Genomic DNA, 24,857 nt, shown 5'->3' on the forward strand with positions numbered 1-24,857 from the left:
CCGTATCAGAAAGGACAGAAAGGAAGTGCGCGCAGACGCATGGCGTCAGGCGCAACGCGCCTCGAATTCCTTCATGTACTCGACGAGCGCCTTCACGCCCTCGAGCGGCACCGCGTTGTAAATCGACGCCCGCATGCCGCCGACGGACTTGTGGCCCTTCAGCTGCAACAGCCCGCGCGCTTTCGCGCCGGCAAGGAAATCTTCGTTGCGTGACTCATCGGCGAGGAAGAACGGTACGTTCATCCGCGAGCGCGCATGGCGCTCCACCTTGTTGATGTAGAAGCTGCTCGAATCGATGACATCGTAAAGCAGCTTCGCCTTTTCGATGTTGCGCGCCTCCATCGCCTTGAGGCCGCCTTGACGCTTGAGCCACTTGAACACGAGACCCGAAATGTAGATCGCGTAGGTGGGCGGCGTGTTGAACATCGAGTTGTTCTCCGCCACCGTCTTCCATTCGAACGCCGAGGGGCAGATCGACATGGCGCGGCCCAGCATGTCCTCGCGCACGATTACCACCGTCACGCCGGCAATGCCGATGTTCTTCTGCGCGCCGGCATAGAGCACGCCGTACTTGGCGATGTCCATGGGACGCGAAAGGATGTGCGACGACGCGTCTGCCACGAGCGGAATGTCGCCCAGATCGGGGATATCGAACGTCTCGACGCCGTTGATCGTCTCGTTGGTGCACAGGTGCACGTACGCCGGGTCCTCGGAAAGCTGCCATTCGGTGCGCGCGGGAGCGCGCGTGAAGCCGTCTTCCGTCTTGCCGGTTGCCGCGACGTGCGCGGTGCCGTACTTCTGCGCTTCCTTGAACGACTTCTGCGACCACGAACCCGTGATGATGAAGTCGGCGCGCGGCTTCGAACCGAACAGGTTCATGGGCACGATGGCGTTTTCGCCAATGCCGCCACCCTGCAGGAAAAGAATGTGGTGGCTCGCCGGCACCTCGAGAAGCTCGCGCAGATCGACGAGCGCCTCCTGGTGGATCGACATGAACTCCGCGCCGCGATGGCTCATTTCCATGACGCTCATGCCGCTGCCGTGCCAGTCGAGCATTTCGTCGGCGGCCTGGCGAAGCACTTCTTCGGGCAATGCCGCTGGTCCGGCGGAGAAGTTAAAGACGCGCATGTGAAGAACCCCGAGGCAGGCGCTGCGGCAAAGAAAGACCGAATACCGCGATACCGCGCCCAGAAAAGAAAAAGGCCGCTTGCGCAGATCGCGCAAACGGCCATTATCGCACCCTCGCCACCAACCCGCCAAACCAGGCGGCCTATGCCGCGAGGCTTTCAGGCGCGCCGCCCGAGGCAACGAACGATGCCGCGAGCAAACGCCGGAGCGTGGCGAGAAAGACTGGCGCCGCCGGTGTGGCGACGCGTCTTCTTACTTGGCCGGCTTGACCGAAGCGACTTCCTTGTCAGCCTGGTCGCGGGTCGCCTTGATCGATTGCGGCATGTACTTCTGCATCAGACCGTTCACAACGTCGCGGCCCACCTGGTCTTGCACCTGGATGAACTTGCGGCCCGTCGGGCTCTTGTAGAACGTGGTCAGGTCCTTGATTTCCTGCGCGCTGTAGTACTTCGCGTAGGCGTCGTACTGAGCTTGCATGGCGTCCTGGCGGAATTGGTCCGTAGCGAAAACCTGGCCTGCCGAGTCAACCAGCTTCGGCACGGCATTCTTCTGCAGGGTCGGCACGGCGGCCTGCTTCTGCTTGTCCGACAGCGTCTTGTTTTCCGACAGCGCGTCCGACAGGATGGCCGGCACGAGTTGCTTGGCCTGCATCTGGGCGCTGTTGCCGATGGCACCGACGAGTTTCTGTGCATCGATTGCGTCGAGCAGGTCCTTGATCGCGGCCTGCTTGGCCGGATCGACCGGTGCTGCAGTCGCGCTCGCTGCCGGCGCCTGGCTCTGCAGAGCCTGAGCCATTGCGAAGGTCGGCACAAGAGCGGCCAGCAACATTACCTGCTTGAATCGTTTTTGCATCATTACTCCCTAAGAGAAATTAGTCGAACTCTTGCCTGCGGACTCAAAAAAACGGCGCCATCTGTTCTCGTCTGGCGCCGCTTCAGCCTGCAAGGCCTAACCATTGCCTGCGGGCGGGCGCGGTGTTAATTCTCCGCGCCGTCTTCACCCGGGTCAGCCGCTTCGCCACCGTCGGCAGCCGACGCGTCGGCGTCTCCTTCAGCTTCGGCCTCCGCCTCTGCAATGTGTTGCAGACCCGAAAGCTTCGTTCCTTCGTCAAGGCTGATGAGTGTAACACCTTGCGTTGCGCGTCCCATTTCACGGACTTCCGACACGCGCGTGCGAATCAGCACGCCCGTCGTCGTAATCAGCATGATTTCCGATTCCGGGTCTACGAGGGTCGCGGCGACCACCTTGCCGTTGCGCTCCGACGTCTGGATCGCGATCATGCCCTTCGTGCCGCGGCCGTGACGCGTGTATTCCGTAATCGGCGTGCGTTTGCCGAAACCGTTTTCCGTGGCCGTTAGCACCGATTGCCGCTCGTCGCCGGCCACCAGCATGGCGATTACCTGCTGGCCGTCTTCGAGTTGCATGCCGCGCACACCGCGCGCTTCGCGCCCCATGGGGCGCACGTCGTTTTCGTCGAAGCGAACCGCCTTGCCGGAGTCGGAGAACAGCATCACGTCGTGCTGGCCATCGGTGATGGCCGCGCCGATCAGGTAATCACCGTCGTCCAGACCGACCGCAATAATACCCTTGCGCAATGGTCTGCTGAAAGCCTCGAGCGGCGTCTTCTTGACCGTGCCGAGCGCCGTTCCCATGAAAACGTACTTGTCGGCCGAAAATTCCTTCACGGGCAGCACGACCGTGATCTTCTCGCCTTCCTGCAGCGGGAACATGTTCACGATGGGGCGACCGCGCGAGTTGCGCGAGCCTTGCGGCACCTCGTAGACCTTCACCCAGTAAACGCGGCCGCGGTTCGAGAAGCACAGAATGTGATCGTGCGTGTTGGCGATGAACAACGTGTCGATCCAGTCGTCTTCCTTCATCGAGGTGGCCTGCTTGCCGCGACCGCCCCGCTTCTGGGCTCGATATTCCGACAACGGCTGCGATTTCACGTAGCCCGTGTGCGACATCGTTACGACCATGTCCTGCGGCGTGATGAGGTCTTCGGTGTTGAGCTCCGTGGCGTTTATCTCGATCTTCGAGCGACGCTTGTCGCCGAATTCGGTTTTGATCGCCGCGAGTTCGTCGGAGATGATAGACGTTACACGCTCCGGCCGGGCCAGGATGTCCAGCAGGTCGGCGATCTGCGTCATGACTTCGCGATACTCGCCAATGATCTTGTCCTGCTCGAGACCCGTGAGGCGCTGCAGCCGCATTTGCAGGATTTCCTGCGCCTGCGTATCCGACAGACGGTAAAGTCCGTCGCCCTGCATGCCGAACGCCGGGCTTAAGCCTTCCGGACGGTACGCGTCGCGGCCGCCGGCGGTGGCGTTCTCGGACTCTGCGCGCGTCAGCATCTCGCGCACGAGGGACGAGTCCCACGACCGCGCCATCAATTCCTGCTTGGCAATAGGCGGAGTAGGCGCCGCCTTGATGATCGCGATGAACTCGTCGATATTGGCGAGCGCAACAGCGAGACCTTCCAGCACATGGCCACGCTCGCGCGCCTTGCGCAGTTCGTAGATGGTGCGCCGGGTGAGCACTTCGCGCCGGTGGGCGAGGAAGTACTCGAGCATTTCCTTGAGGTTCAGCAGCTTCGGCTGGTTGTCGACGAGCGCAACCATGTTCATGCCGAAGGTGTCCTGCAGCTGCGTGGCCTTGTACAGATTGTTGAGGATGACCTCGGGCACTTCGCCGCGCTTGAGCTCGATCACGACGCGCATGCCGCTCTTGTCGGATTCGTCGCGGATGTCCGAGATGCCTTCCAGCTTCTTCTCGTTGACCAGTTCCGCGATGCGCTCGAGCAGCGAACGCTTGTTGACCTGGTACGGCAGCTCATCAACGATGATCGCCATGCGCTGGCCGCGATCGATTTCCTCGAAGTGGGTCGTCGCGCGCATCACGACGCGGCCGCGGCCCGTGCGATAGCCGTCACGCACACCGGCGACGCCGTAGATGATGCCGGCCGTCGGAAAATCGGGGGCGGGGACAATCTCGATCAATTCGTCGATCGTCGCCTCGGGGTGCTTCAGCAGGTGCTGGCACGCATCGACGACCTCATTCAGATTGTGCGGCGGGATGTTCGTCGCCATGCCGACCGCAATGCCCGACGAACCATTGATCAGCAGATTCGGGATGCGGGCCGGCAGGATCAGCGGCTCGCTTTCGCTGCCGTCGTAGTTGGGCCCGAAGTCGACCGTTTCTTTGTCGATGTCGGCGAGCAGTTCATGGCCGATCTTGGCCATGCGGATTTCGGTGTACCGCATGGCGGCGGCGTTGTCGCCGTCCACGGAGCCGAAGTTGCCCTGACCATCCACGAGCATGTAACGCAGCGAGAAGTCTTGCGCCATCCGCACGATCGTGTCGTAGACCGCCGTGTCGCCGTGAGGATGGTACTTACCGATGACGTCGCCGACGATACGCGCCGACTTCTTGTAGGCGCGGTTCCAGTCGTTGTTGAGTTCGTGCATGGCGTAGAGAACGCGCCTGTGAACGGGCTTCAGGCCATCGCGGACGTCCGGAAGCGCACGCCCCACGATCACGCTCATCGCGTAATCGAGATACGAGCGACGCATTTCCTCCTCGAGGGAGATGGGCAGGGTCTCTTTGGCGAATTGATCCATTTATCCGTGTCTTGTGCGTACTTGCTCGGGTGCCGCACCCTCCTTCGCACACGTGCTTTGCTGGCTAAAGCAAAGCGGTGGCAGGGCGCCGGGCATCACGCGATTCTACCACGCGGCAACTCCCGCCCCGCGCCTACGTATACCTATTAGAGGGAGACCGGGCCGACGCCTCGAAGCTGCGTCAAAAAGACCACCGAAGGGACCAACGGGACACGCCGCCAATGGCACTCGGTCGGCTATGCGGCCGCAAACCCACGCCGGGCGGCCTTTTGTTGCGCATGCACCACAATTGGAACCGGGCTGCCAGGAGGGGCGGCTTTTTTTATCGTCGGACGGGAACGATATGGCAAAATGCCAACGCACAAAGTCAGACGCTGCTCGAAGTCTATACAAAGCGTCGCTCACAACGCACCGATGTTATACTTCGAGCAATGTATGACTTGTCTTCGTCATCAGGCTCGCAGTAAACCTGCGGTAATCTCAATTTCGAGAGGAGAAATATGAATAAACTTTCAAAGCTCGCGTTCATTGCAGCTACCGCAGTTATGGCTGCATCCGCTTCGGCACAGTCCGTGCCGGCGTCGCGACAAGCCACGAATGACAACTGGGTGAACGGCACCGGCGAATACGTGTGGATGAACGGCACGAACGAGCTTTGCTGGCGCGATGCGTTCTGGACGCCGGCAACGGCTAACGCAAAGTGCGACGGCGCACTGGTCGCCCAGGCACCGCAACCGCCGGTCGCTCAACCGCCGGCACCGGCTCCCATCACGAGCCAGAAGATCACGTATCAAGCCGACACGCTGTTCGACTTCGACAAGGCTGTCCTGAAGCCGGCCGGCAAGCAAAAGCTTGACGAGCTCGCATCGAAGATCCAGGGCCTGAACCTCGAAGTGGTCGTTGCAACGGGCTACACGGACCGCATCGGTTCGGACAAGTACAACGACCGTCTGTCGCTGCGCCGCGCTCAGGCTGTGAAGGCATACCTGGTCAGCAAGGGCATCGACGCCAACCGTATCTACACGGAAGGCAAGGGCAAGCGTAACCCGGTCACGACGGGCTGCAACCAGAAGAACCGCAAGCAACTCATCGCCTGCCTCGCACCGGATCGTCGCGTGGAAGTCGAAGTTGTCGGTACTTCGAAGCAGTAAGCAGCAAGTTACCGCAGCATCCAAAGCCCCGCTTCGGCGGGGCTTTTTTTCGTCTGGCGCTCGCCCAAAGTGGCTCCGTCCTGCGTCGCCCGCGCGACAGCTGACCGCGCGCAATCAGGAAGTGCCGCATTTTGCCGCCATGGCACGCCGCCTATATACTCCGGGTTTATCCCCGTTCCCCGCTCCGCGCGCCCCAATCAAGGCCGTCCGACCCATGACCAACGCCGATCCCCACGAACTGCAGAAATTCAGCGATCTCGCGCATCGTTGGTGGGACCCGAATGCCGAGTTCAAGCCGCTGCACGAGCTGAATCCGGTGCGGCTCGACTGGATCGACGCGCACGCGCATCTTGCAGGCAAGCGCGTGCTCGACATTGGCTGCGGCGGCGGCATCCTGTCCGAATCCATGGCCGGGCTTGGCGCGAACGTCAAGGGCATCGACCTTTCCCACGAGGCACTCGGCGTCGCCGATCTGCATAGCCTGGAAAGCGGCGTCACGGTCGAATACGAGGAGATTGCCGCCGAATCGCTTGCGGCCCGCGAGCCGGCCTCGTACGACGTCGTGACCTGCATGGAAATGCTCGAGCACGTGCCGGAGCCGGCGGCGATCGTCGCGGCCTGCGCAGCGCTCGTCAAACCAGGCGGCTGGGTGTTCTTCTCCACGCTCAACCGCAACGTGAAGTCGTATCTGCTTGCCGTGGTCGGCGCCGAATACATCGCCCGCATGCTGCCGCGGGGCACGCACGACTACGCGCGCTTCATCCGTCCGTCCGAACTCGCCGGCTTCGTGCGCGCCGCCAGGCTGAACACGGCCGACATCAAAGGCATTGTCTACCACCCGATCAGCAAGCATTTCGCGCTGTCGGACGATACCAGCGTCAACTACCTGCTCGCCTGCCGGCGCGAGGCCTGAGCCTCCACCGTTCGCACGCCAAAACCACGTTCATGAGCGACCCGACGCCCCTGCCCCAGCGCGAAAACGACGACGCCTCCATCCGTCTCTGTCAGGCTGTGCTGTTCGATCTGGACGGCACCCTTGCCGACACGGCGCCTGACCTCGCTGCTGCTGTGAACCGCATGCGACACGAACGCGGCCTGGAAATGGTGCCGCTCGACAAGCTGCGGCCGCTTGCGTCGGCGGGTGCACGCGGTCTAATCGGCGGCGCGTTTGGCATCGGGCCCGATCATCACGATTACGCCACTTTGCGCGAAGAATTCCTCGCCAACTACGAGGCCGACCTGTGCATCGAAACGACGCTCTTCCCGGGCATCGATACGGTGCTCGACGAGCTGGATGCGCGCGGCGTGCGCTGGGGCATCGTGACGAACAAGGTCACACGGCTCACCGAACCGCTTGTTGCGCTGCTCGGTCTCGAAGAACGCGCGAGCTGCGTGGTCAGCGGCGACACCACACCGCACTCCAAACCGCATCCCGCCCCGCTGCTCCATGCCGCGAAGGCGCTCGACATGGAGCCGGAGCGCGTCGTCTATGTCGGCGACGATCTGCGGGATGTCCAGGCAGGGTTTGCGGCCGGCATGGTTACCGTCGCGGCGGCCTACGGCTATTGTGGCGACGACCTGCCGCCCTCTCACTGGCATGCGCAGCACGTCGTCGAATCCACGGCCGAGCTGCGTCTGCTCCTGCGCGACATCAGCTGAATGGCGTCTCTTCAGTCGCTTCTTCGAAGCGACCTCTTGAAACCCCACCTCTTGAAACCCGGTCAGTTAGCCCCACATCCGCTTCTATGGGATAATGCTTGTTCCACTTGGGGCCGACCTGGTTTCGACGTGGGTAATGAAGCAGCTCAGGGCATACCGAGGACCCGTCACCTCGTAAATCAATGGGACTTAAGTAACTGCGAACGACGAAACGTACGCATTGGCGGCTTAACCCCGCCAACCTCGCACTGACTCGCTGACGGGTCAGGGTCGCAAGACCAGCGAGGTCATTCACGTCAGATAATCCTCAGCGATGTCACGGCGCCGGGGCCGAAAATCAAGTGACTCGCCGTAACGAAGCGTGTTCGTCCGCGTCGGTGCGGTTAAATCAAATGACTGAACTAAGTATGTAGAACTGGTTGTGGACTACTTGCGGACGCGGGTTCGATTCCCGCCGGCTCCACCAAGACACCTTCGAGCATCCGGACACGGATAGCAAAAAACCCCGACGGCTAAACACCCTCGGGGTTTTTTGTTGCCTCTTCAATCCTGCGGACACTGCAGGTTGCAGCCATTCGGATCGCCATCGTCACCGCGACGACGCATCTTCGAGGGCGCGCCTTTCTGGTATTTCTTCGAGGGCGCCGATGCCGCGAATTGCATCTGCGGATGCTCCTGCAAACGAAACTCGTCCTGCAGGATGCCGCCCGGCACACCAGGCGAGTTCTGGGCAAAGGCAATCGAAACGGTGGCGAAGAGCGTACCGGCCGTCGCGGCGGCCACGCATGCGTTGAGCAGAAATTTCATGTCGGATGGGCGCGGCGGTCGCGCGGCAGAAAGCAAAACGTAGCGCAAAGTATCGCAAAAACGACGGCCTGTTGCAGCGTGCTTGCGTCGCGCCGCCTCTCGCCTCGCGTTACTGCGTCTTACCGGAATCATCGGCGGAGGCCACCGCGAGCCCTTCTTCCAGGCCCACCACGGTGCCGCATGCGCGCGGGTCGTAGCCCTGCAATCCGGCCACGCTGGCATGAAACGCTTCGCTGCGCAGCAAAGCGACCACGGCGGCGAGCGGCTCGCGCGCGAGGCGCGCGCGCTCGCAGGCGAAGTAATAGTCCTCGTCCACCACGGGAATGAAGTCGAGTCCGAAATGATGCGCGGCCGGCTCGACGCCAAAGCCAACATCCGCCATGCCGCTCGCGACAAACGCCGCAATGGCCGAATGCGTGAGTTCCGCCGACGCGTAGCCGTTCACGCGTTCCGGATCGATACCGATGCGCGTGAGCGCGAGATCGAGCAGCATGCGCGTGCCCGAGCCGGGCTGCCGGTTGACGAAGCGAATGTCGTCGCGGGACAGATCGCGCAGCGACCCGATCCGCTTCGGATTACCTCGTGCGAGAAAGAGGCCCTGCTTGCGGCGCGTCAGATGAATCAACACGTGGCGGTCTGGATCGAGCCAACGCCGGTAAACCGCGGCGCACGCGTCGCGAAACTCGCCGCGCGGCAGGTGAAAGCCGGCCAGATCGCACTCGCCGCGCGCGAGGGCGGCAATCGCGTCGGCGCTGTCGCGGTACTTGATATCAACCGGCAAATCCGACGCGACGAGTGCCGTCACGAGCGCCGCCACCGCATAGCCGTGCGAAGCGTAGATGCGCACGTTCAGCGACGGCGGCGAGAGCCAGCGGTTCAGGTCGCTTGCCACTTCGCTCGCGAGCGCCTGCATATTCCCGTCCAGTCGCTCCACGCACAGCCGCTGCGCCCGCAATACCGCCTCGCCGAGCGCCGAGAGTTGCGAGCCGCGACCACGCTCCTTCGCGATCAGGGCGCCGCCCAGACGCTCCTCGAGCGCGCGCAGCAAACCCCAGGCGTGGCGATACGAGAGCCCCCGCCGTTCCGCCGCCTGCGCGATGCTCCCCGTTTCATCGACGAGCGCGAGCAACGGCACCACGTCGGTGAGGCTCGCTTCGCGGCCGTCTACGTCGCGCACCACCAGCTCGGCATGGCACTTTATCTGGATCATTTATGCAATCCGGTTTCCTATTGCGCAAGTCATGGCAGCGGCCTATTGTTCGGCTAAACGTTTATGAGATAAGAAAGCATACGTGCGCGCCTTATGAAGGGCAAGTGCATATATGACTTTCCGAGGAGCCCCACTTTGGACGAGACACCCTCCCTCGCGCCCGACGATCTCGTCCGGCGCCATGCGCAGCCTGGCCGGTCGCTCGTGGCCGTGCTGCACGCCATTCAGGACGAAGCCGGCTTCGTGCCGCCCGCCGTGGTCACACCGCTTGCGCGCGCGCTGAACCTGTCGCGCGCCGAAGTGCACGGCGTCCTGACCTACTATCACCACTTCCGTACCTCGCCTGCCGCGCCGGTCACCGTGCAGCTGTGCCGTGCCGAGGCGTGCCGCAGCATGGGGACGGAAGCGCTCGCGCAGCACATCGAGGCACGCACCGGTTGCCGTTTCGATCAGGGCCACGACGCGGGGCACAACGGCACGGTCGCGCTCGAATCGGTCTATTGCCTCGGCCAATGCGCGCTGTCTCCTGCGATGACCGTGAACGGCATGCTCCACGCCAAAGTCACGCCGCAGAAATTCGATACGCTCCTCGCCGCCGCCACTGAAGCGGCTGAACGCGAGGCGAAGGGCGAAGCGAGGAGCGAGACGAAAACCCACACGAAGGAGCCGGCATGACGCGCGTCTACGTTCCCCGCGACTCGTCGGCACTCGCACTGGGCGCCGATGCCGTTGCCGCCGCGATCGTCCGCGAAGCCGCGGCCCGCGGCGTCGCCGTAGAGCTGGTGCGCAACGGATCGCGCGGCCTGCTCTATCTCGAACCGCTCGTGGAAGTGGAAACGCCGCGCGGTCGCGTGGGCTACTCGAACGTCGAGGAAAGCGACGTCGGCTCGCTGTTCGACGCGGGCTTTCTGGAAGGTAGCGAGCACGCGCGCCACGTGGGCATCGTCGACGAGATTCCGTATCTGAAGCGCCAGCAGCGGCTCACGTTCGCCCGCATCGGCATTACAGACCCGCTCTCGCCGGAAGACTACGTGGCCCATGGCGGCCTCGACGGTCTGCGTCACGCCATTGCCATGACGCCCGCGGATGCCTGCGAAGCGCTCATCGAATCGGGCCTGCGCGGACGCGGCGGCGCCGCCTTCCCGGCCGGCATCAAATGGCGCACGGTGCTCGGCGCCCAAGCCGACCAGAAGTACGTGGTCTGTAACGCCGACGAAGGCGACTCGGGCACCTTCTCCGACCGCCTCGTCATGGAAAGCGACCCGTTCGTGCTGATCGAAGGCATGACCATTGCGGGCATCGTGGCGGGCGCGACGATCGGCTACATCTACGTGCGCAGCGAGTATCCGCATTCCATCGCCGCGCTCGAAACCGCCATCGAAAAGGCGCGCGATGCCGGTTGGCTGGGGGACAACGTGCTCGGCAGCGGCCGGCGTTTCGATCTGTATGTCGCCAAGGGCGCCGGCTCCTATGTGTGCGGCGAGGAAACCGCGCTGCTCGAATCGCTCGAAGGCAAGCGCGGCATCGTACGCGCCAAGCCGCCGCTGCCCGCGCTCGCGGGCCTGTTCGGCAAGCCGACGGTGATCAACAACGTCATCACGCTCGCCACCGTGCCCATCATCTTCGCGCGCGGGGCCGCGGCGTACCGCGACTACGGCATGGGCCGCTCGCGCGGCACGTTGCCGTTCCAGCTGGCCGGCAACGTGCGCCAGGGCGGACTCGTCGAACTCGCATTCGGCGTGACGCTGCGCGAGCTGCTCTACGACTACGGCGGCGGCACGGCAAGCGGCCGGCCCGCACGCGCCGTACAGGTGGGCGGCCCGCTCGGCACCTATCTGCCCGAGAGCCAGTGGGACATTCCGGTCGACTATGAAGCCTACGCGGCCGTAGGTGCGGTGGTGGGTCACGGCGGCCTCGTCGTGCACGACGACACGTCGAACCTCGCCGAACTCGCACAATACGCCATGCACTTCTGCGCCATCGAATCGTGCGGCAAGTGCACGCCGTGCCGCATCGGTTCCACGCGCGGCGTCGAGGTCATTGCGCGCATTCGCAACGGCGATCGCTCGCCGAAGCAGGTCGAACTGCTGCGCGACCTCTGCGACACGATGGTGTCCGGCTCGCTGTGCGCCATGGGCGGCATGACGCCGTATCCGGTGATCTCCGCACTCGAGCATTTCCCCGAAGATTTCGGTCTCGACACCGCGTCGCAGCGTCCTGCTGCGGCGGCGGCCTGACGATGGAGACAAGGATGTCAGACGCGCTCAATTCCAGCACGGGTGGTTGCGGTTCAGGCAACTGCAGCTGCAAGTCGCAGGCGCAGCAACGCGCCGCCCGCAATCCGTTCGACGACACCGACTACGGCACGCCGCTGCGTCACGCCGACGTGGACGTGACGCTCGAAATCGACGGCAAGAGCGTCACGGTGCCGGCAGGCACGTCGGTGATGCGCGCGTCGATCGAGGCGGGTGTCAACGTGCCGAAGCTCTGCGCCACCGATTCGCTCGAACCGTTCGGCTCGTGCCGCCTGTGTCTCGTGGAAATCGAAGGCCGGCGCGGTTATCCGGCCTCGTGCACGACGCCTGTCGAAGCAGGCATGAAGGTGCGCACGCAAAGCGACCGCCTGCAAAAGCTGCGCCGCAACGTGATGGAGCTGTACATCTCCGATCACCCGCTCGACTGCCTCACGTGCCCTGCGAACGGTGACTGCGAGCTGCAGGACATGGCGGGCGTGACGGGCCTGCGCGAAGTGCGCTATGGCTTCGACGGCGCGAATCACCTGCGCGACACGAAAGACGAATCGAACCCGTACTTCACCTACGACCCGTCGAAGTGCATCGTCTGTAACCGCTGCGTGCGCGCGTGCGAAGAGACGCAAGGCACGTTCGCGCTCACCATCGCCGGCCGCGGTTTCGAGTCGCGTGTGGCAGCAAGCGAAAGCCAGCCGTTCATGGACTCCGAATGCGTGTCGTGCGGTGCGTGCGTGGCCGCATGCCCCACCGCAACGCTGCAGGAAAAGAGCGTGACGCTGCTGGGTCAGGGCGAGCATTCGGTCATCACGACTTGCGCGTATTGCGGCGTGGGCTGCTCGTTCAAGGCCGAGATGAAAGGCTCGCAGGTCGTGCGGATGGTGCCGTACAAGAACGGCGAGGCCAACGAGGGCCACGCCTGCGTGAAGGGCCGCTTCGCCTGGGGCTACGCCACGCACAAGGACCGCATCACGAAGCCGATGATCCGCGCAAAGATCACGGACCCGTGGCGCGAAGTCAGCTGGGACGAAGCGATCCGCTACGCGGCTTCCGAGTTCCGCCGAATTCAGGACAAGCACGGCCGCGACTCCATTGGCGGCATCACGTCGTCGCGTTGCACGAACGAGGAAACGTACCTCGTGCAGAAGCTCGTGCGCGCGGCCTTCGGCAACAACAATGTGGATACCTGCGCACGCGTGTGCCACTCGCCGACGGGCTATGGCCTGAAGACGACGCTGGGCGAATCGGCGGGCACGCAGACCTTCGCTTCGGTGGAGCACGCGGACGTGATCGTCGTGATCGGCGCGAATCCCACCGACGGTCACCCCGTGTTCGGCTCGCGCCTGAAGCGCCGCGTACGTGAAGGCGCGAAGCTGGTCGTGATCGACCCGCGCCGCATCGACATCGTCGATACGCCGCACGTGCAGGCTTCGTATCACCTGCAACTGCGTCCCGGCACCAACGTCGCCATCGTCAATGCGCTCGCGCACGTGATCGTGACGGAAGGGTTGCTCAACGAAGCGTTCGTGGCCGAGCGCTGCGAGCCGCGTGCGTTCGAACAATGGCGCGCGTTCGTCGCGCTGCCGGAAAACTCGCCGGAAGCCACCGCCGACGTCACCGGCGTGCCCGCCGAACAGGTACGCGAAGCGGCGCGCCTCTACGCGCGCGGCGGCAGCGCGCCCGGCATGCCCGCGGGACGCTCGGCCATTTACTACGGCCTCGGCGTGACCGAACACGCGCAAGGCTCCACGATGGTGATGGGCATTGCGAACCTCGCGATGGCCACCGGCAACATCGGCCGCGAAGGCGTGGGCGTGAATCCGCTGCGCGGCCAGAACAACGTGCAGGGCTCGTGCGACATGGGCTCGTTCCCGCACGAACTGCCGGGCTATCGCCATATCAGCGACGAAAAGGTGCGCGCGCTGTTCGAGGACGCCTGGAACGTCACGCTGCAGCCCGAACCTGGCCTGCGCATTCCGAACATGTTCGACGCGGCACTGGACGGCAGCTTCAAGGGCCTCTACTGCCAGGGCGAAGACATCGTGCAGTCGGACCCGAACACGCAGCACGTGGCGGCGGCGCTTTCGTCGATGGAATGCATCGTCGTGCAGGACATCTTCCTCAACGAGACGGCCAAGTACGCGCACGTGTTCCTGCCGGGTTCGTCGTTCCTCGAAAAGGACGGTACGTTCACCAACGCCGAGCGCCGCATCTCGCCCGTGCGCAAAGTGATGCCGCCGCTCGCGGGCTACGCGGACTGGGAAGTGACGCTGCTGCTCTCGCGGGCGCTCGGCTACGAGATGGACTACGCGAGCCCGTCCGAGATCATGGACGAGATCGCGGCACTTACGCCCACCTTCCACGGCGTCTCGTACGCGAAGCTCGACCAGTTCGGCAGCATCCAGTGGCCGTGCAACGAGGAAGCGCCCGAAGGCACGCCGACCATGCACGTCGATACGTTCGTGCGCGGCAAGGGCCGCTTCGTCATCACGAAGTTCATCGCCTCGCCGGAAAAGGTCACGCGCAAGTATCCGCTGCTGCTCACCACGGGCCGCATCCTCACGCAATACAACGTGGGCGCGCAGACCCGTCGAACCGAGAACTCGCGCTGGCACGAGGAAGATCGCCTCGAGATCCATCCGCACGACGCCGAGGAGCGCGGCATTCGTCACGGCGACTGGGTGGGCATCGAATCGCGCGCGGGGCAGACCGTGCTGCGCGCGAAGGTGACGGACCGCGTGCAGCCGGGCGTGGTGTACACCACGTTCCACTTCCCCGAGTCGGGCGCGAACGTCATCACGACGGACAGCTCCGACTGGGCCACCAACTGCCCCGAGTACAAGGTGACCGCGGTGCAGGTGAACCTCGTGCAGCAGCCGTCGCAGTGGCAGCGCGACTACTCGCGCTTCAACGCCGAGCAGCTCGAACTGTTGCGGCAGCGAAGCGCGGCCGGTGCGACCGAATCCGTGACCGCAGGGAAGTGACGCAATGGATCAACACCACCTGATCGAGATGGCGAACCAGATCGGCAGTTTCTTCGAATCGATGCCGGACCGGGAAGAAGCCACGGCCAGCGTTGCCGATCACATCCGCCGCTTCTGGGAGCCGCGCATGCGGCGCGCGTTGTATGCAGCTTTCGACGCCGGCACGCCCGGCATGTCGGAGATCGTGAGCAACGCGCTCACGAAGTATCGCGAGCAGTTGACGCCCGTTGCGGCCTAAAGGGTTGCGGTCGGCCGACCGTGGTCGGCTGTCGCAAGATCAGCCCTGCGCCGCGGCGCCGGTCTCGTCCGCGCCGCGCGCAAACCAGGCCTCGCAGTGGCGCAGCAGCGCATTGAGGTCCGACGCGGGGCGGCCGCGCGCTGCGATATAGCCGTCGGGCCGCACGAGGTAGAACGCCGGCCGCGTGCGGCCATACGACTCCACGAGGGGCGCCGCGCCCTCGCCTTCGGTGTCCGTCACGCGCCAGATGCGCACGGCGTCGCCGAGCAGCCCTTCCACGGCGGAGACGAGGCGCGTGAGGTCGTCTTTGTCGCCATCGCCACCGTTCGCTGCGGCGAGCGTGAGGCGCTCGTTCATGGCCGTAACTGCCGGCGCAGACTCTGTGGCCACGTCCAGCGCATCCGCCGCTTCCGCTGCTTCCGCCTCCCGTTCCACGAGCACGAACAGCGAAAAGCAGCCGGGATCGTGCAGGTCGAAAATGCAGCCCTTGCCGGGCGCCTTGCCTAGCGGCCCGTCAACGACGTGAACGAGCGCGTCGGGCGCCCGTTCTCCGGCTCGCGGTCCGCCGTCCAGCACGCGTTCCAGCGTGAGCGGGCTGCGCCGGTACTGGATCGCAAGCTCGCTGACCGTGGCGCGCGCCGCGTCGCGCAGCGGGCCGAACGCAGCAAGCAGCGGCATCACGCGCTCGCGCAGCAACTTGAGCGGCCCGTGCTCCGCGCCGACCAACTGCGTGACGAAGCTTGTCTGCCGCAGCACGTCGAGCTCGATCGGATGCCGTTCCATGTGATAGGTATCGAGCAACCGGTCCGGCGCGCCGTGCGCGAGCACGCGCGCAATCTTCCAGCCCAGATTGAACGCCTCCTGGATGCCCGTGTTCATGCCCTGCGCACCGGCCGGACTGTGCACATGCGCGGCGTCGCCGGCAAGAAACACGCGGTTCACGCGCAGTTGCTCGACCATGCGGCTGTTCACATGGAAGTTCGAAGACCACGAGAGTTCGGAGAGCATCACCACGTGATGCACGCGCCGTTCGACCACGGCCCGGCACTCGTCGAGAGAGGGCGCAGCCGCGGCCCCGCCATCCGGCACGTGCCCGCTGGCATCCGCTTCCTCGCCCTTCGCAGCCGGCATCCCCGCCGGCGTGTGATCGGCAATCAGCCGGTACCAGCCCTTGCCGAGCGGAAACAGGCCGACCAGACCTTCGCCCGACGCGAAGAGATGGAACTCGTCGTCGGGCCATTCCGTTTCGGCGCTCACGTCGGCGAGCAGGAAAGTCTGCTCGAAAGCCTTGCCCACGAAGCTCATGCCGAGCCGATGGCGAATCGTGCTGTGCGCGCCGTCCGCGGCGACGAGATACGAAGGGCGCAGTGTTTCGGTATGGCCGTCGGTGCGCCGCAACGTGGCGTGCACGCCGGCCGACCCCTGCGAGAACTCCACGAGTTCCACGCCGCGCTCCACCTTCACGCCGAACGATTCCAGATGCGCGGCGAGAATGCGTTCCGTCACTGTCTGGTCCAGAAAGAGCAGATACGGATAGCGGGTTTGCAGCGGATCGAAATCGAGCCGCGCGCGGCGCTGCCCGTTCGAGTAGAGGTTGGCCACCCGAGCGCGATGACCGAGTTCGAGAAACGGCTCGACCACGCGATGCTGCTCGAAGAGTTCGAGCGTGCGGGCCTGAATGCCGATGGCGCGGGAATGCCGGGCGGGCTCGGGCGCGCGGTCGATCAGACGCACGGGAATGTGCGCGCGCGCAAGGCTCATCGCAGCGGCGAGCCCCGTCGGGCCGGCGCCGACGACGAGCACCGGCTGCAGGTCAGAAACGGCAGCCATGCATCGAACCTCCGAAGGTCGACATGCCGGTTAGTGTACGCCGCCCCATTTCGCTGTCGTTCACAACTTCGCGTGACACGTTCGCGGCTACCCTCTGGCGGTACATGAAATCGCAGCGCATCAAATTCGGGGCCCGTAGAACGCCGCGGCGAATGTGGGAAAATGCGGCGTTTTGTTTTTGCAGGCCTTCCCCGACCGTCATGGAACAGGTTTTTGCCCGCGCCTACGCGGCCCACCGCGACGGCCGGCTCGACGATGCCGAGCGCGGCTACCGCGCGACGCTCGACGCCAACCCCGTGCACGTCGATGCGCTGCACCTGCTCGGCGTGCTGCGTCACCAGCAGGGGCAGCACGCCGAGGCCGCGGATCTCGTGGGCCGCGCCGTGGACCTGCGCCCCGAAGACGCTGCGCTGCAACTGAACCTGGGCAACGCGCTCAAGGCGATGGGGCAGATCGATCGCGCGATCGAGCGCTTTCGCAACGCCCTCACGCTCGCGCCCACTTTCGCGCTCGCCCACTACAACCTCGGCAACGCCTACGCTGCGCTGGGCCGCCACGAAGACGCGGCGCACGCGTTCGATCGCGCGCTGCGGCTGCAGCCCGGCGATGCCTCCGCCAGCAACAATCTCGGCAATGCGCTGCATGCGCTCGGCCGCCACGAAGAAGCCATCGAGGCGTTCGAACGCACGCTCGCGTTGCGGCCCCGGCATGCCGGCGCGCACAACAATCTCGGCATGGCGCTCAACGCGCTGGGCCGCACCGACGAAGCCTTGCAGCACTTTCGCGAGGCGCTCGCGGTCGAGCCGCAATTCACCGCCGCCCAGTTCAACCTGGGCAATACGCTCGACGCGCTCGGCCGTCACGAAGAGGCTATCGACGCCTTCGAGACCGTTCTTGCGCAGCAACCGTACCTGCCCCCTGCGCTCTTCGCGCTCGGCAATGCGCTTGCCGGGTTGGGTCGGCACGAGGAAGCGGTAGCCCGCTTCGAGCGCGCCATCGGTCACGATCCGAAATTCGCGCTCGCGTGGCTCGCGCTCGGTACAGCACACCATGCGCTTGGTCGGCACGCCGCTGCCTTGCGCGCGTTCGACGAAGCGCTGCGCCTGCGCCCCGATCTCGCCGCCGCCCACCTGAATCGCGCGCTCACGTGGCTTACGCTGCGCGACTTCGCACGCGGCCTGCCCGAGTACGAATGGCGGCTCGATGCGCTCGCGCACAGCGCATTCGCCGTCGACCCGACGGCAACCGGCGCGGCAGATGCCGCAGCGCTCACGCCATCGCCCCGCACGCCCCGTACACCGGCGCTGCCGCGCTGGCAAGGCGAGCCGGCTGCGGGACGCACGCTGCTGATCCAGGCCGAGCAGGGTTTCGGCGATACGCTGCAGTTCGTGCGCTTCATTCCGCTTGTGGCCCAGCGCGTGGGGCGCATCGTGCTCGAAGTGCAGCCGGAACTGATGCCGCTGATCGCGCCCGCGGCCGAAGCCTGGCGCATCACGCTCGTCGCTCAAAGCACCAATGGCTCGCAATGCGGCCCGCGTCCGGCGGCCGACCTGCACTGTCCGCTGCTCAGCTTGCCGCTCGCGCTCGGCATGACGTTCGACACGATTCCTTCACGCACGCCCTACCTCGCGGCGCCAGCCGCGTACCGGCGCAAGTGGCGCGGCTCGCTCGGCGGCCAGGCGAAGCGCAAGATCGGGCTCGCGTGGTCGGGGCGTATCCAGAAGCACGAGAACCGCACGATGCCGCTCGCCGCGCTGGAGCCGCTCTTCGCGCTTCCGGGCATCGACTGGCTCGTGCTGCAGCCCGACCTCAGCGCCGCGGAACAGGCCTCGCTCGACGCCCATCCGCGCGCCGGCACGATCCACCGTATCGGTCATCGCATTGCGGACTTCGCGGATACGGCCACGATCATCGAACGGCTCGATGCCGTGGTCACCATCGACACGTCGATTGCGCACCTGGCCGGCGCGCTCGGCAAACGGCTCTGGGTGATGCTGCCGTTCGCCGCCGACTGGCGCTGGTTCACGGGCACAGACGAAAGCCCCTGGTATCCGGCGGCCACGCTCGTTCGTCAGCCGCAGCCGGGAGATTGGGCGAGCGTGGTGGAGCGGGTGGCTGCGGCGCTGCGACACGGTTAGCAGTTCGGCTTCATCGCCCGATTAGCCCTGAACGGCCCGTGCAGCAAGCCATAAAAACACAACAGCCCCGCACTCGCGAATCGAGTGCGGGGCTGTTGCTTTGAGGGCTCGCGGCTTTAACCCTCGCGGCTTTCACCGCTACGCCGCGTCGCAGCCTTCGTCACCGCGCCTGAACATCCACGGCGCAGCGGGCCGCCACAGCGTTCATGCCGTCTTGTACTGATTGCGCGCTTCGGGCGTGCGATAGAGCACGAGCGTCGCGATGAGCCCGCAGATCGCGGCCACGCCCATCCATGCGCCGGGCGCCGCCTTGTTGCCGCTCACGTGAATGAGCAGCGTCGAGATGGCGGGCGTGAAGCCGCCAATGGTCGTCGCAAGGCTGTACGCGAGCGAAAAACCCGCGGTGCGCACGTCGGACGGCATCACCTCGGTGAGCGCCACCACCATCGCGCCGTTGTAGCTGCCGTACAGGAACGAGAGCCACATTTCGACCGCGAGCAGGCGGCCGAACGACGGATCGGCCACGAGCCACTGCACCGCCGGGTACGCCGTGAGAATCGTGAGAACCGTGAAGGCGATCAGCACGGGACGCCGCCCGATACGGTCCGACAGTGCGCCCGAAAGCGGCAGCCAGATCAGGTTCGACAGACCGATGCAGACCGTCACGACGAGCGTGTCGATGGCGGAGAGCTTGAGCACTTCCTTGCCGAAGGTCGGCGTGTAGGCCGTAATCATGTAGAACGACACGGTGGTCATGATCACCATGCCCATGCCCGCCAGCACGACGCCCCAGTTCTGCGCCATCGACTTCAGGATCTCGCTCATCGACGGACGATGCTTTTTCGCGAGGAACTCATCGGTTTCCTTGAGCGAGCGGCGAATCAGGAACAGGAACGGCACGATCAGGCAGCCGATCAGGAACGGCACGCGCCAGCCCCAGGCTGTCATTTCCTCGGCGGGCAGCAGGCGGTTCAGGAACACGCCGATCAGCGCGGCGAACACCACCGCCACCTGCTGGCTGCCCGACTGCCACGACGTATAGAAGCCCTTGTTGCCCTTGGTCGCGATCTCCGAGAGATACACCGAGACGCCGCCCAGCTCGACACCGGCCGAGAAGCCCTGCAGCAGGCGTCCCGCGAGCACGAGCACGGGCGCGAGCGCGCCGATCGTGGCGTAGCCTGGAATCGCGGCCACGGTGAGCGTGCCGAGCGCCATCAGCGCGAGCGTGAGAATGAGGCCCTTGCGGCGGCCGTGATGGTCGATGTAGGCGCCGAGCACGATGGCGCCGATGGGTCGCATCAGAAAGCCGGCGCCGAACACGGAGAGCGACAGCATGAGCGAAGCGAAGGCGTTGCCGCTCGGGAAATAGGTCTTGGCAATCGCCGATGCGTAATAGCCGTAGACCATGAAGTCGTACATTTCCAGGAAGTTGCCGCTGACGACGCGGAACACAGTCCGGGCTTTCGACTCGTTGGGCGATGCGTGGGACGCAGTAGACATGACACTCTCTGAATAGCGCGCCGCGCGGCACGGCCGCACGGCTCTGAGTTGACGACGGGGGGCGCCGCGCCGGAGCGGGGCGCCTCGGGATATCCCTGATAGGGTCTACCCTTATCGCGCTGGGGCGGGCCATTATGCGCGGCTCGTCGAGGCGTCGATATCAGGGTTAAACCTGATCCAGTGAGCATCCCGCTGCGCCTCGTCGAACCACGCGCCGCCTGGCACCATGAGGCGAGTCGCCGCGCCCTGCCTACCTTTCGCGTACGCCGCCCGCCACAAACGCGGCAGAAGGCGACGGAAGGTGGCAGTACACTCTACCCTCCCCTCCGTTTTCGATGCAGCCCGATGCACGCCGACCGCTCCGCCACGCCTGCCCCGCTGACCCCGCTCACGTTGTCCCTGCGTACCGCGACACCCGCCGACGCCCCGCTCATCGCCGCCATGCATGCGGCGAGCTGGCAGGCCACCTATCGCGGGCTGCTGCCCGACACGTTCCTCGATACCGAAGTGAGCAATGACCGTGCGGCCTATTGGCGCGCGCGGCTCGAAGCGCCGGGCGAAGAGCGGCGGCTCGTGCAGATCGCCGAGCGCGCGCCGCACGAACCGGTGGGCTTCATGTGCGTGGAGCGGCAGATCGGCTCGCCATGGGGCGTGCTGCTCGACAACCTTCACGCGATGCCGGCATGGCAAGGCATGGGCGCCGGCAAGCTGATGATGCGCGCAGCCAAAGACTGGGCACGCGAACAGGGCGAGACGCAGCTCTACCTATACGTGCTGGAAGGAAATGCCCCGGCCATCGCGTTTTACGAAAGCCAGGGCTGGCAATACTCGGGCGCCGAACCGGACAAGATGGGCGGCATCGACATCACCGCGCTGCGTTACGTCTACCGGCTCCACGCGCAGGGCTGAGCGCAGCCGCCACAGCGAGGCGAGGCGCTAGAACCGCGTTTCGCGCGCCACGCGCAGGAAGGTATCGAGCAGCGGCGTGCAGTCGAGCAGTTCCGGTCCGCCCGCGCGGTGAAATTCGGGGTGCCACTGCACGCCCACCACGAACGGCGCGCGCCGGTAGCGCACGGCTTCGATCAGGCCATCGCCCGCCGAGACCGCCTCCACGTTCAGGTCGCGGCCCAGCGTCTTCACGGCCTGATGGTGAATCGAGTTGACGATAGCCTCGCGCCGGCCCGGGAACATGTGCGAGAGCGTGGAGCCCTCCGGAAAATGGATGGCGTGGCGATGCTGGTCGTAATGCTCGCTCACGTGGACGCCCGCGGTCGGCACGTCCGTCGCGATGTCCTGGTAGAGCGTGCCGCCGAACGCGACGTTGATCAGCTGGCAGCCGCGGCACACGCCCAGCACCGGCTTGCCCGACTCGACGAATTCGTGCAGCAGCTCCAGTTCGTACATGTCGCGCACGCGGTCGCCGGGCCATTCGGGCCGCGCGGCGCCGTCGGCATAGGTTTGCGGCGAGACGTCCGCACCGCCCTGCAACAGCAGCCCGTCGAGATGCTTCGCGTAGTCGCGCAGGCGGATGTTGCTCGGGTGCAACATGCCCTGATGACCGACCGTCGGGATCATGAACACCAGCACGTCACGCGACATCACCCAGTGCGCGATGGATTCCTCCAGATACTGCAGCGTCTTGCCGCGCAGGCCGACCGCCCCCGGCTCGGGGTGGAAGATGCGCGCCGACACGCCAATGCGCAGCGTGCGCTGCGTGATGCGCTGCCCGGCGCGGTCGAAAATCTGCCGCGCGCGGGCCGCGATGATGCGCCCGAACACCGACCACGCCGAATCGTTCTGGTGCAGGTAGCGCGGCGCGCCGGGCGGCAAGGCGCCAGGCGGCGGCGGATTCTGCGCGGTGAAGTCGGGCGCCTGGCCGAAACCGGCCGGCGCGGTGCCGGGCCGTGAGCCGGATGCCTGGCTGGATGGAGACGATGAGGCCGAGGCAGCAGCATCGGCGGAAGACGACGACGCCCGCGCGGCTTCGGCCTGTGCAGCTTGTGCCGCAGCCGCTTCCGCCTGGGCGGTGGCCCGCTCCGCCGCGCTTTGCGGCGCTTTCTGCTCCGTGGTCGTTACGGTCGAGGCACTGGAGGGGGCATCGGTGGACGCACGCTCCGCCGCGGAGGCGTCCTTGCCCGGCGCCTCTTCTGGCGGCGTTGGACGCGCGGCGGCCGCAGTTGGCGTGTTCGCCATGTTGGACACACCAGGAAGTTCGGTGGAAAAAGCGGAAGGGGAACCGGCAAGACCGGTGGGAGGAGGATTGTTTTCGCTCATGACTTCGGGTCAGGCGCGCGCCGCACGCAAACGGGTGGACATAGCGCGATTATCCGCCAGCACGTCGCCGTGCGGCAAACCGGCCCTTCGTGCCCCATCTTCGCGGCCCTTCGGCGTGTCCATTTCGTCGTGCCCCTTCTGCCGCGCCGGCCGCATCGCGAACTTCACGGGTCCGGCTGCTCGTTGAGCGTTTCCTTGAAGGCGATCTGCATGCTCGCGTGAATCTTCACGCACCAGCGCCAGAGCACCGCCATCAAGAGCGCCGCGCAGACAAGCACCGCTGTGAGCAGCCCGACAGGCGGCAGGATGGCGCCCGAGAACGCCGCCACCAGCAGGAACACCCCGATCATCGACACCACCGGCACGAGTTGCGCAATCGTCTGCCGGATCGCCCCCGTGAAGCGCCCCGCCGTGGCCGGCTGCACGCTCACCTCGGCGAGCAGCATCGCAAGCGACGTCGCCTTGCGCCACACCGCGACGAGAAACGGCATGGAGAGCACGAGCGCCCCGCTCCAGAGCACCACGCGCCGCATCGACTCCTCGCCGAGCCAGTTGGCGAGCAAGCCGCTCGTCCAGGGCGCGCTGTACGACACGCCAAGAAAGATCGCGGCGACGAGCGCGAGATTCACGGCGATCTGTACGGCGATCGGCCCCGTCATGCCGAGCACCGTCGGCTCGCCGCTGGCCGGCCGCAGACTGCGCAACCACTGGCCGTACAGGTCGAAGACGTTCGCGAGCGTAGGCGGCATCGCATTCGCCACACGCCGCGAGAGCGGGTCGGCCACGCGGATCAGATAAGGCGTGGTGAGCGTCGTGAGCGCGGAGACCGATACCGCCACGGGGTAAAGGAACGCGCTCGTCACCTTCAGCGTGAGCCCGAGCGAGGCGATGATGAACGAGAACTCGCCGATCTGCGAAACGGTCATGCCCACGCGCATCGCCGTGCGGCCGTCCTTGCCCGCGAGAAAAGTGCCGAGTCCGCACGACACCAGCTTGCCGAGAATCACGGCCGCCGTGATCGTCGCGATGGGCAGCGCGTAGTCCACGAGCACCAGCGGATTGAGCATCAGCCCGATGGTCACGAAGAAGATGGCCGAAAACGCGTCGCGCAGCGGCGCGATGAGATGCTCGATGCGATGCAGATGGCGTGACTCGGCCATGATCGCGCCGATCAGAAAGGCACCCAGCGCGATGCTGTAGTCGAGCTTCACGACGAGCAGGCAAAAGCCGAAGCAGAAGCCGAGCACGGCGACCAGCAGCATCTCGTCGCTACCCGTGCGCGCCACGTAGGCGAGCGCGCGCGGCACAACGAGAATGCCCGCCACGAGCGAAACGGTCATGAAGAGCAGCAGCTTGCCGAGCGTGACGAAGGCGATGCCCGCCGAAAGCTGCCCCGTCTGAGCGATGCCCGAAAGCAGCACGAGCATCGCGATGCCGAGAATGTCCTCGACGATCAGAATGCCGAACACGAGCTGCGCGAAGCTTTCACGCTTGAGGCCGAGTTCGGAGAGCGCCTTGACGATGATCGTCGTGGACGAAATGGCAAGAATGGCGCCCAGAAAGAGCGAGTCCATCGGACTCCAGCCGAACGCGCGGCCAATCTCGAAGCCGATCCACAGCATCAGCACGATTTCGGAGAGCGCGGCCACCACGGCCGTCGCGCCCACACGAAAGAGCTTGCGCAGGCTGAATTCGAGGCCGAGCGAGAACATCAGGAACACCACGCCAAGCTCACCGAGCGTCTGGATGGTCTGTTCGTCGTGAATCAGCTGGAACGGCGGCGTGTACGGGCCGATGATCACGCCGGCCGCGATGTACCCGAGCACCACCGGCTGCCTCAGGCGATGGAACAGCACGGTGACGATACCTGCGAGCACCATCACGACCGCCAGGTCCTGAATGAAGCCGATGCCGTGGTGCATGAAGACGATTCCTTACAGACAGTAATGTGAAGTGCGATGGTACCGCACGCGGGAAAGCCGCCCAACCGTGAGCGGCACGGCGCCCGACCCTTCTGGCGGTGAGCGCAAGCCGGTCGCCGGCACGGACAGGCCCTAGAATGTGGCCCA

General features: G+C 65.3%; 19 protein-coding genes and 1 other RNA gene. 10 read left to right on the forward strand and 10 right to left on the reverse strand.

The features are described 5' to 3' along the window. Positions 1–45: 45 nt before the first annotated feature. The 3 genes from serC to gyrA form a co-directional block, all read right to left on the reverse strand. Positions 46–1,128, reverse strand: coding sequence for a 3-phosphoserine/phosphohydroxythreonine transaminase (serC, locus tag P2869_RS12995; protein WP_199540325.1), 1,083 nt, complete (start codon positions 1,126–1,128; stop codon positions 46–48). A 252-nt stretch (positions 1,129–1,380) separates the two neighbouring features. Then, positions 1,381–1,980 carry a DUF2059 domain-containing protein gene (locus P2869_RS13000; protein ID WP_026121387.1) on the reverse strand — a complete coding sequence of 200 codons (600 nt, stop codon included), beginning with the start codon at positions 1,978–1,980 and terminating at the stop codon, positions 1,381–1,383. 125 nt (positions 1,981–2,105) lie between these two features. After that, on the reverse strand, positions 2,106–4,748 hold the full coding sequence (gyrA, locus tag P2869_RS13005; RefSeq protein WP_277596701.1) for a DNA gyrase subunit A: 2,643 nt from the start codon (positions 4,746–4,748) through the stop codon (positions 2,106–2,108). 500 nt (positions 4,749–5,248) lie between these two features. Here gyrA and ompA point away from each other — a divergent pair, with 500 nt between their 5' ends. The 4 genes from ompA (at position 5,249) to ssrA (ending at position 8,024) form a co-directional block, all read left to right on the forward strand. Further along, positions 5,249–5,899, forward strand: coding sequence for an outer membrane protein OmpA (gene ompA / locus P2869_RS13010; RefSeq protein ID WP_026121386.1), 651 nt, complete (start codon positions 5,249–5,251; stop codon positions 5,897–5,899). A gap of 214 nt (positions 5,900–6,113) precedes the next feature. Then, complete coding sequence (gene ubiG, locus P2869_RS13015; protein WP_017774573.1) at positions 6,114–6,812, forward strand: bifunctional 2-polyprenyl-6-hydroxyphenol methylase/3-demethylubiquinol 3-O-methyltransferase UbiG; 699 nt, start codon at positions 6,114–6,116, stop codon at positions 6,810–6,812. 32 nt (positions 6,813–6,844) lie between these two features. Beyond that, positions 6,845–7,558: a phosphoglycolate phosphatase gene (gene gph, locus P2869_RS13020; protein WP_277596702.1), complete on the forward strand. Its 714-nt coding sequence runs from the start codon at positions 6,845–6,847 to the stop codon at positions 7,556–7,558. Between the two features lie 109 nt (positions 7,559–7,667). After that, positions 7,668–8,024: a transfer-messenger RNA gene (gene ssrA / locus P2869_RS13025) on the forward strand. Positions 8,025–8,101: 77 nt separating this feature from the next. Here ssrA and P2869_RS13030 read toward each other — a convergent pair. Together P2869_RS13030 and P2869_RS13035 are read right to left on the reverse strand one after the other, a co-directional pair. Then, the gene (locus tag P2869_RS13030) at positions 8,102–8,365 is read right to left on the reverse strand and encodes a hypothetical protein (RefSeq protein ID WP_017774571.1); all 264 of its coding nucleotides are present in this window, start codon (positions 8,363–8,365) and stop codon (positions 8,102–8,104) included. 109 nt (positions 8,366–8,474) lie between these two features. Then, positions 8,475–9,575: a substrate-binding domain-containing protein gene (locus P2869_RS13035; RefSeq protein WP_017774570.1), complete on the reverse strand. Its 1,101-nt coding sequence runs from the start codon at positions 9,573–9,575 to the stop codon at positions 8,475–8,477. 135 nt (positions 9,576–9,710) lie between these two features. Here P2869_RS13035 and P2869_RS13040 point away from each other — a divergent pair, with 135 nt between their 5' ends. From P2869_RS13040 to P2869_RS13055, 4 genes are read left to right on the forward strand one after another with little or no spacing between them, the layout of a single operon-like run. Next, on the forward strand, positions 9,711–10,250 hold the full coding sequence (locus P2869_RS13040) for an NAD(P)H-dependent oxidoreductase subunit E (RefSeq protein WP_277596703.1): 540 nt from the start codon (positions 9,711–9,713) through the stop codon (positions 10,248–10,250). Continuing rightward, a complete protein-coding gene (locus P2869_RS13045) occupies positions 10,247–11,812 on the forward strand; it encodes an NADH-ubiquinone oxidoreductase-F iron-sulfur binding region domain-containing protein (RefSeq protein ID WP_277596704.1) in 1,566 nt (521 codons plus the stop codon). Before P2869_RS13040 ends, P2869_RS13045 begins: the two co-directional genes overlap by 4 nt. A 14-nt stretch (positions 11,813–11,826) precedes the next feature. Next, positions 11,827–14,808 carry a formate dehydrogenase subunit alpha gene (fdhF, locus tag P2869_RS13050; protein ID WP_277596705.1) on the forward strand — a complete coding sequence of 994 codons (2,982 nt, stop codon included), beginning with the start codon at positions 11,827–11,829 and terminating at the stop codon, positions 14,806–14,808. 4 nt (positions 14,809–14,812) lie between these two features. Next, positions 14,813–15,046, forward strand: a complete 234-nt coding sequence (locus P2869_RS13055) for a formate dehydrogenase subunit delta (RefSeq protein ID WP_017774566.1) — start codon at positions 14,813–14,815, stop codon at positions 15,044–15,046. A 39-nt stretch (positions 15,047–15,085) separates the two neighbouring features. Here the strand turns inward: P2869_RS13055 and P2869_RS13060 are convergent, their stop codons facing one another. Beyond that, a complete protein-coding gene (locus P2869_RS13060) occupies positions 15,086–16,876 on the reverse strand; it encodes an FAD-dependent monooxygenase (protein ID WP_277596706.1) in 1,791 nt (596 codons plus the stop codon). Positions 16,877–17,076: 200 nt separating this feature from the next. Between P2869_RS13060 and P2869_RS13065 the strand changes: the two genes are divergently transcribed. Next, positions 17,077–19,014, forward strand: a complete 1,938-nt coding sequence (locus tag P2869_RS13065; protein ID WP_277596707.1) for a tetratricopeptide repeat protein — start codon at positions 17,077–17,079, stop codon at positions 19,012–19,014. A 204-nt stretch (positions 19,015–19,218) separates the two neighbouring features. Here the strand turns inward: P2869_RS13065 and P2869_RS13070 are convergent, their stop codons facing one another. Next, a complete protein-coding gene (locus P2869_RS13070; protein WP_277596708.1) occupies positions 19,219–20,514 on the reverse strand; it encodes an MFS transporter in 1,296 nt (431 codons plus the stop codon). Between the two features lie 345 nt (positions 20,515–20,859). Here P2869_RS13070 and P2869_RS13075 point away from each other — a divergent pair, with 345 nt between their 5' ends. Beyond that, entirely contained in the window at positions 20,860–21,423 is a 564-nt protein-coding gene (locus tag P2869_RS13075; RefSeq protein WP_277596709.1) for a GNAT family N-acetyltransferase, read from the forward strand. Positions 21,424–21,450: 27 nt separating this feature from the next. On the opposite strand, the gene P2869_RS13080 is transcribed toward P2869_RS13075, so the two are convergent. From P2869_RS13080 to P2869_RS13090, 3 genes are read right to left on the reverse strand one after another with little or no spacing between them, the layout of a single operon-like run. After that, entirely contained in the window at positions 21,451–22,788 is a 1,338-nt protein-coding gene (locus P2869_RS13080) for a type 1 glutamine amidotransferase (protein WP_277596710.1), read from the reverse strand. A 9-nt stretch (positions 22,789–22,797) separates the two neighbouring features. Next, positions 22,798–22,956: a hypothetical protein gene (locus tag P2869_RS13085; protein ID WP_277596712.1), complete on the reverse strand. Its 159-nt coding sequence runs from the start codon at positions 22,954–22,956 to the stop codon at positions 22,798–22,800. Next, positions 22,953–24,710 (reverse strand): cation:proton antiporter, encoded by a 1,758-nt coding sequence (locus P2869_RS13090; protein ID WP_277596713.1) that lies wholly within the window; start codon positions 24,708–24,710, stop codon positions 22,953–22,955. Before P2869_RS13090 ends, P2869_RS13085 begins: the two co-directional genes overlap by 4 nt. Positions 24,711–24,857: the final 147 nt, after the last annotated feature.

Origin of the sequence: Paraburkholderia sp. SUR17 (genome assembly GCF_029536165.1) — a bacterium.
Lineage (GTDB): Bacteria > Pseudomonadota > Gammaproteobacteria > Burkholderiales > Burkholderiaceae > Paraburkholderia > Paraburkholderia kururiensis.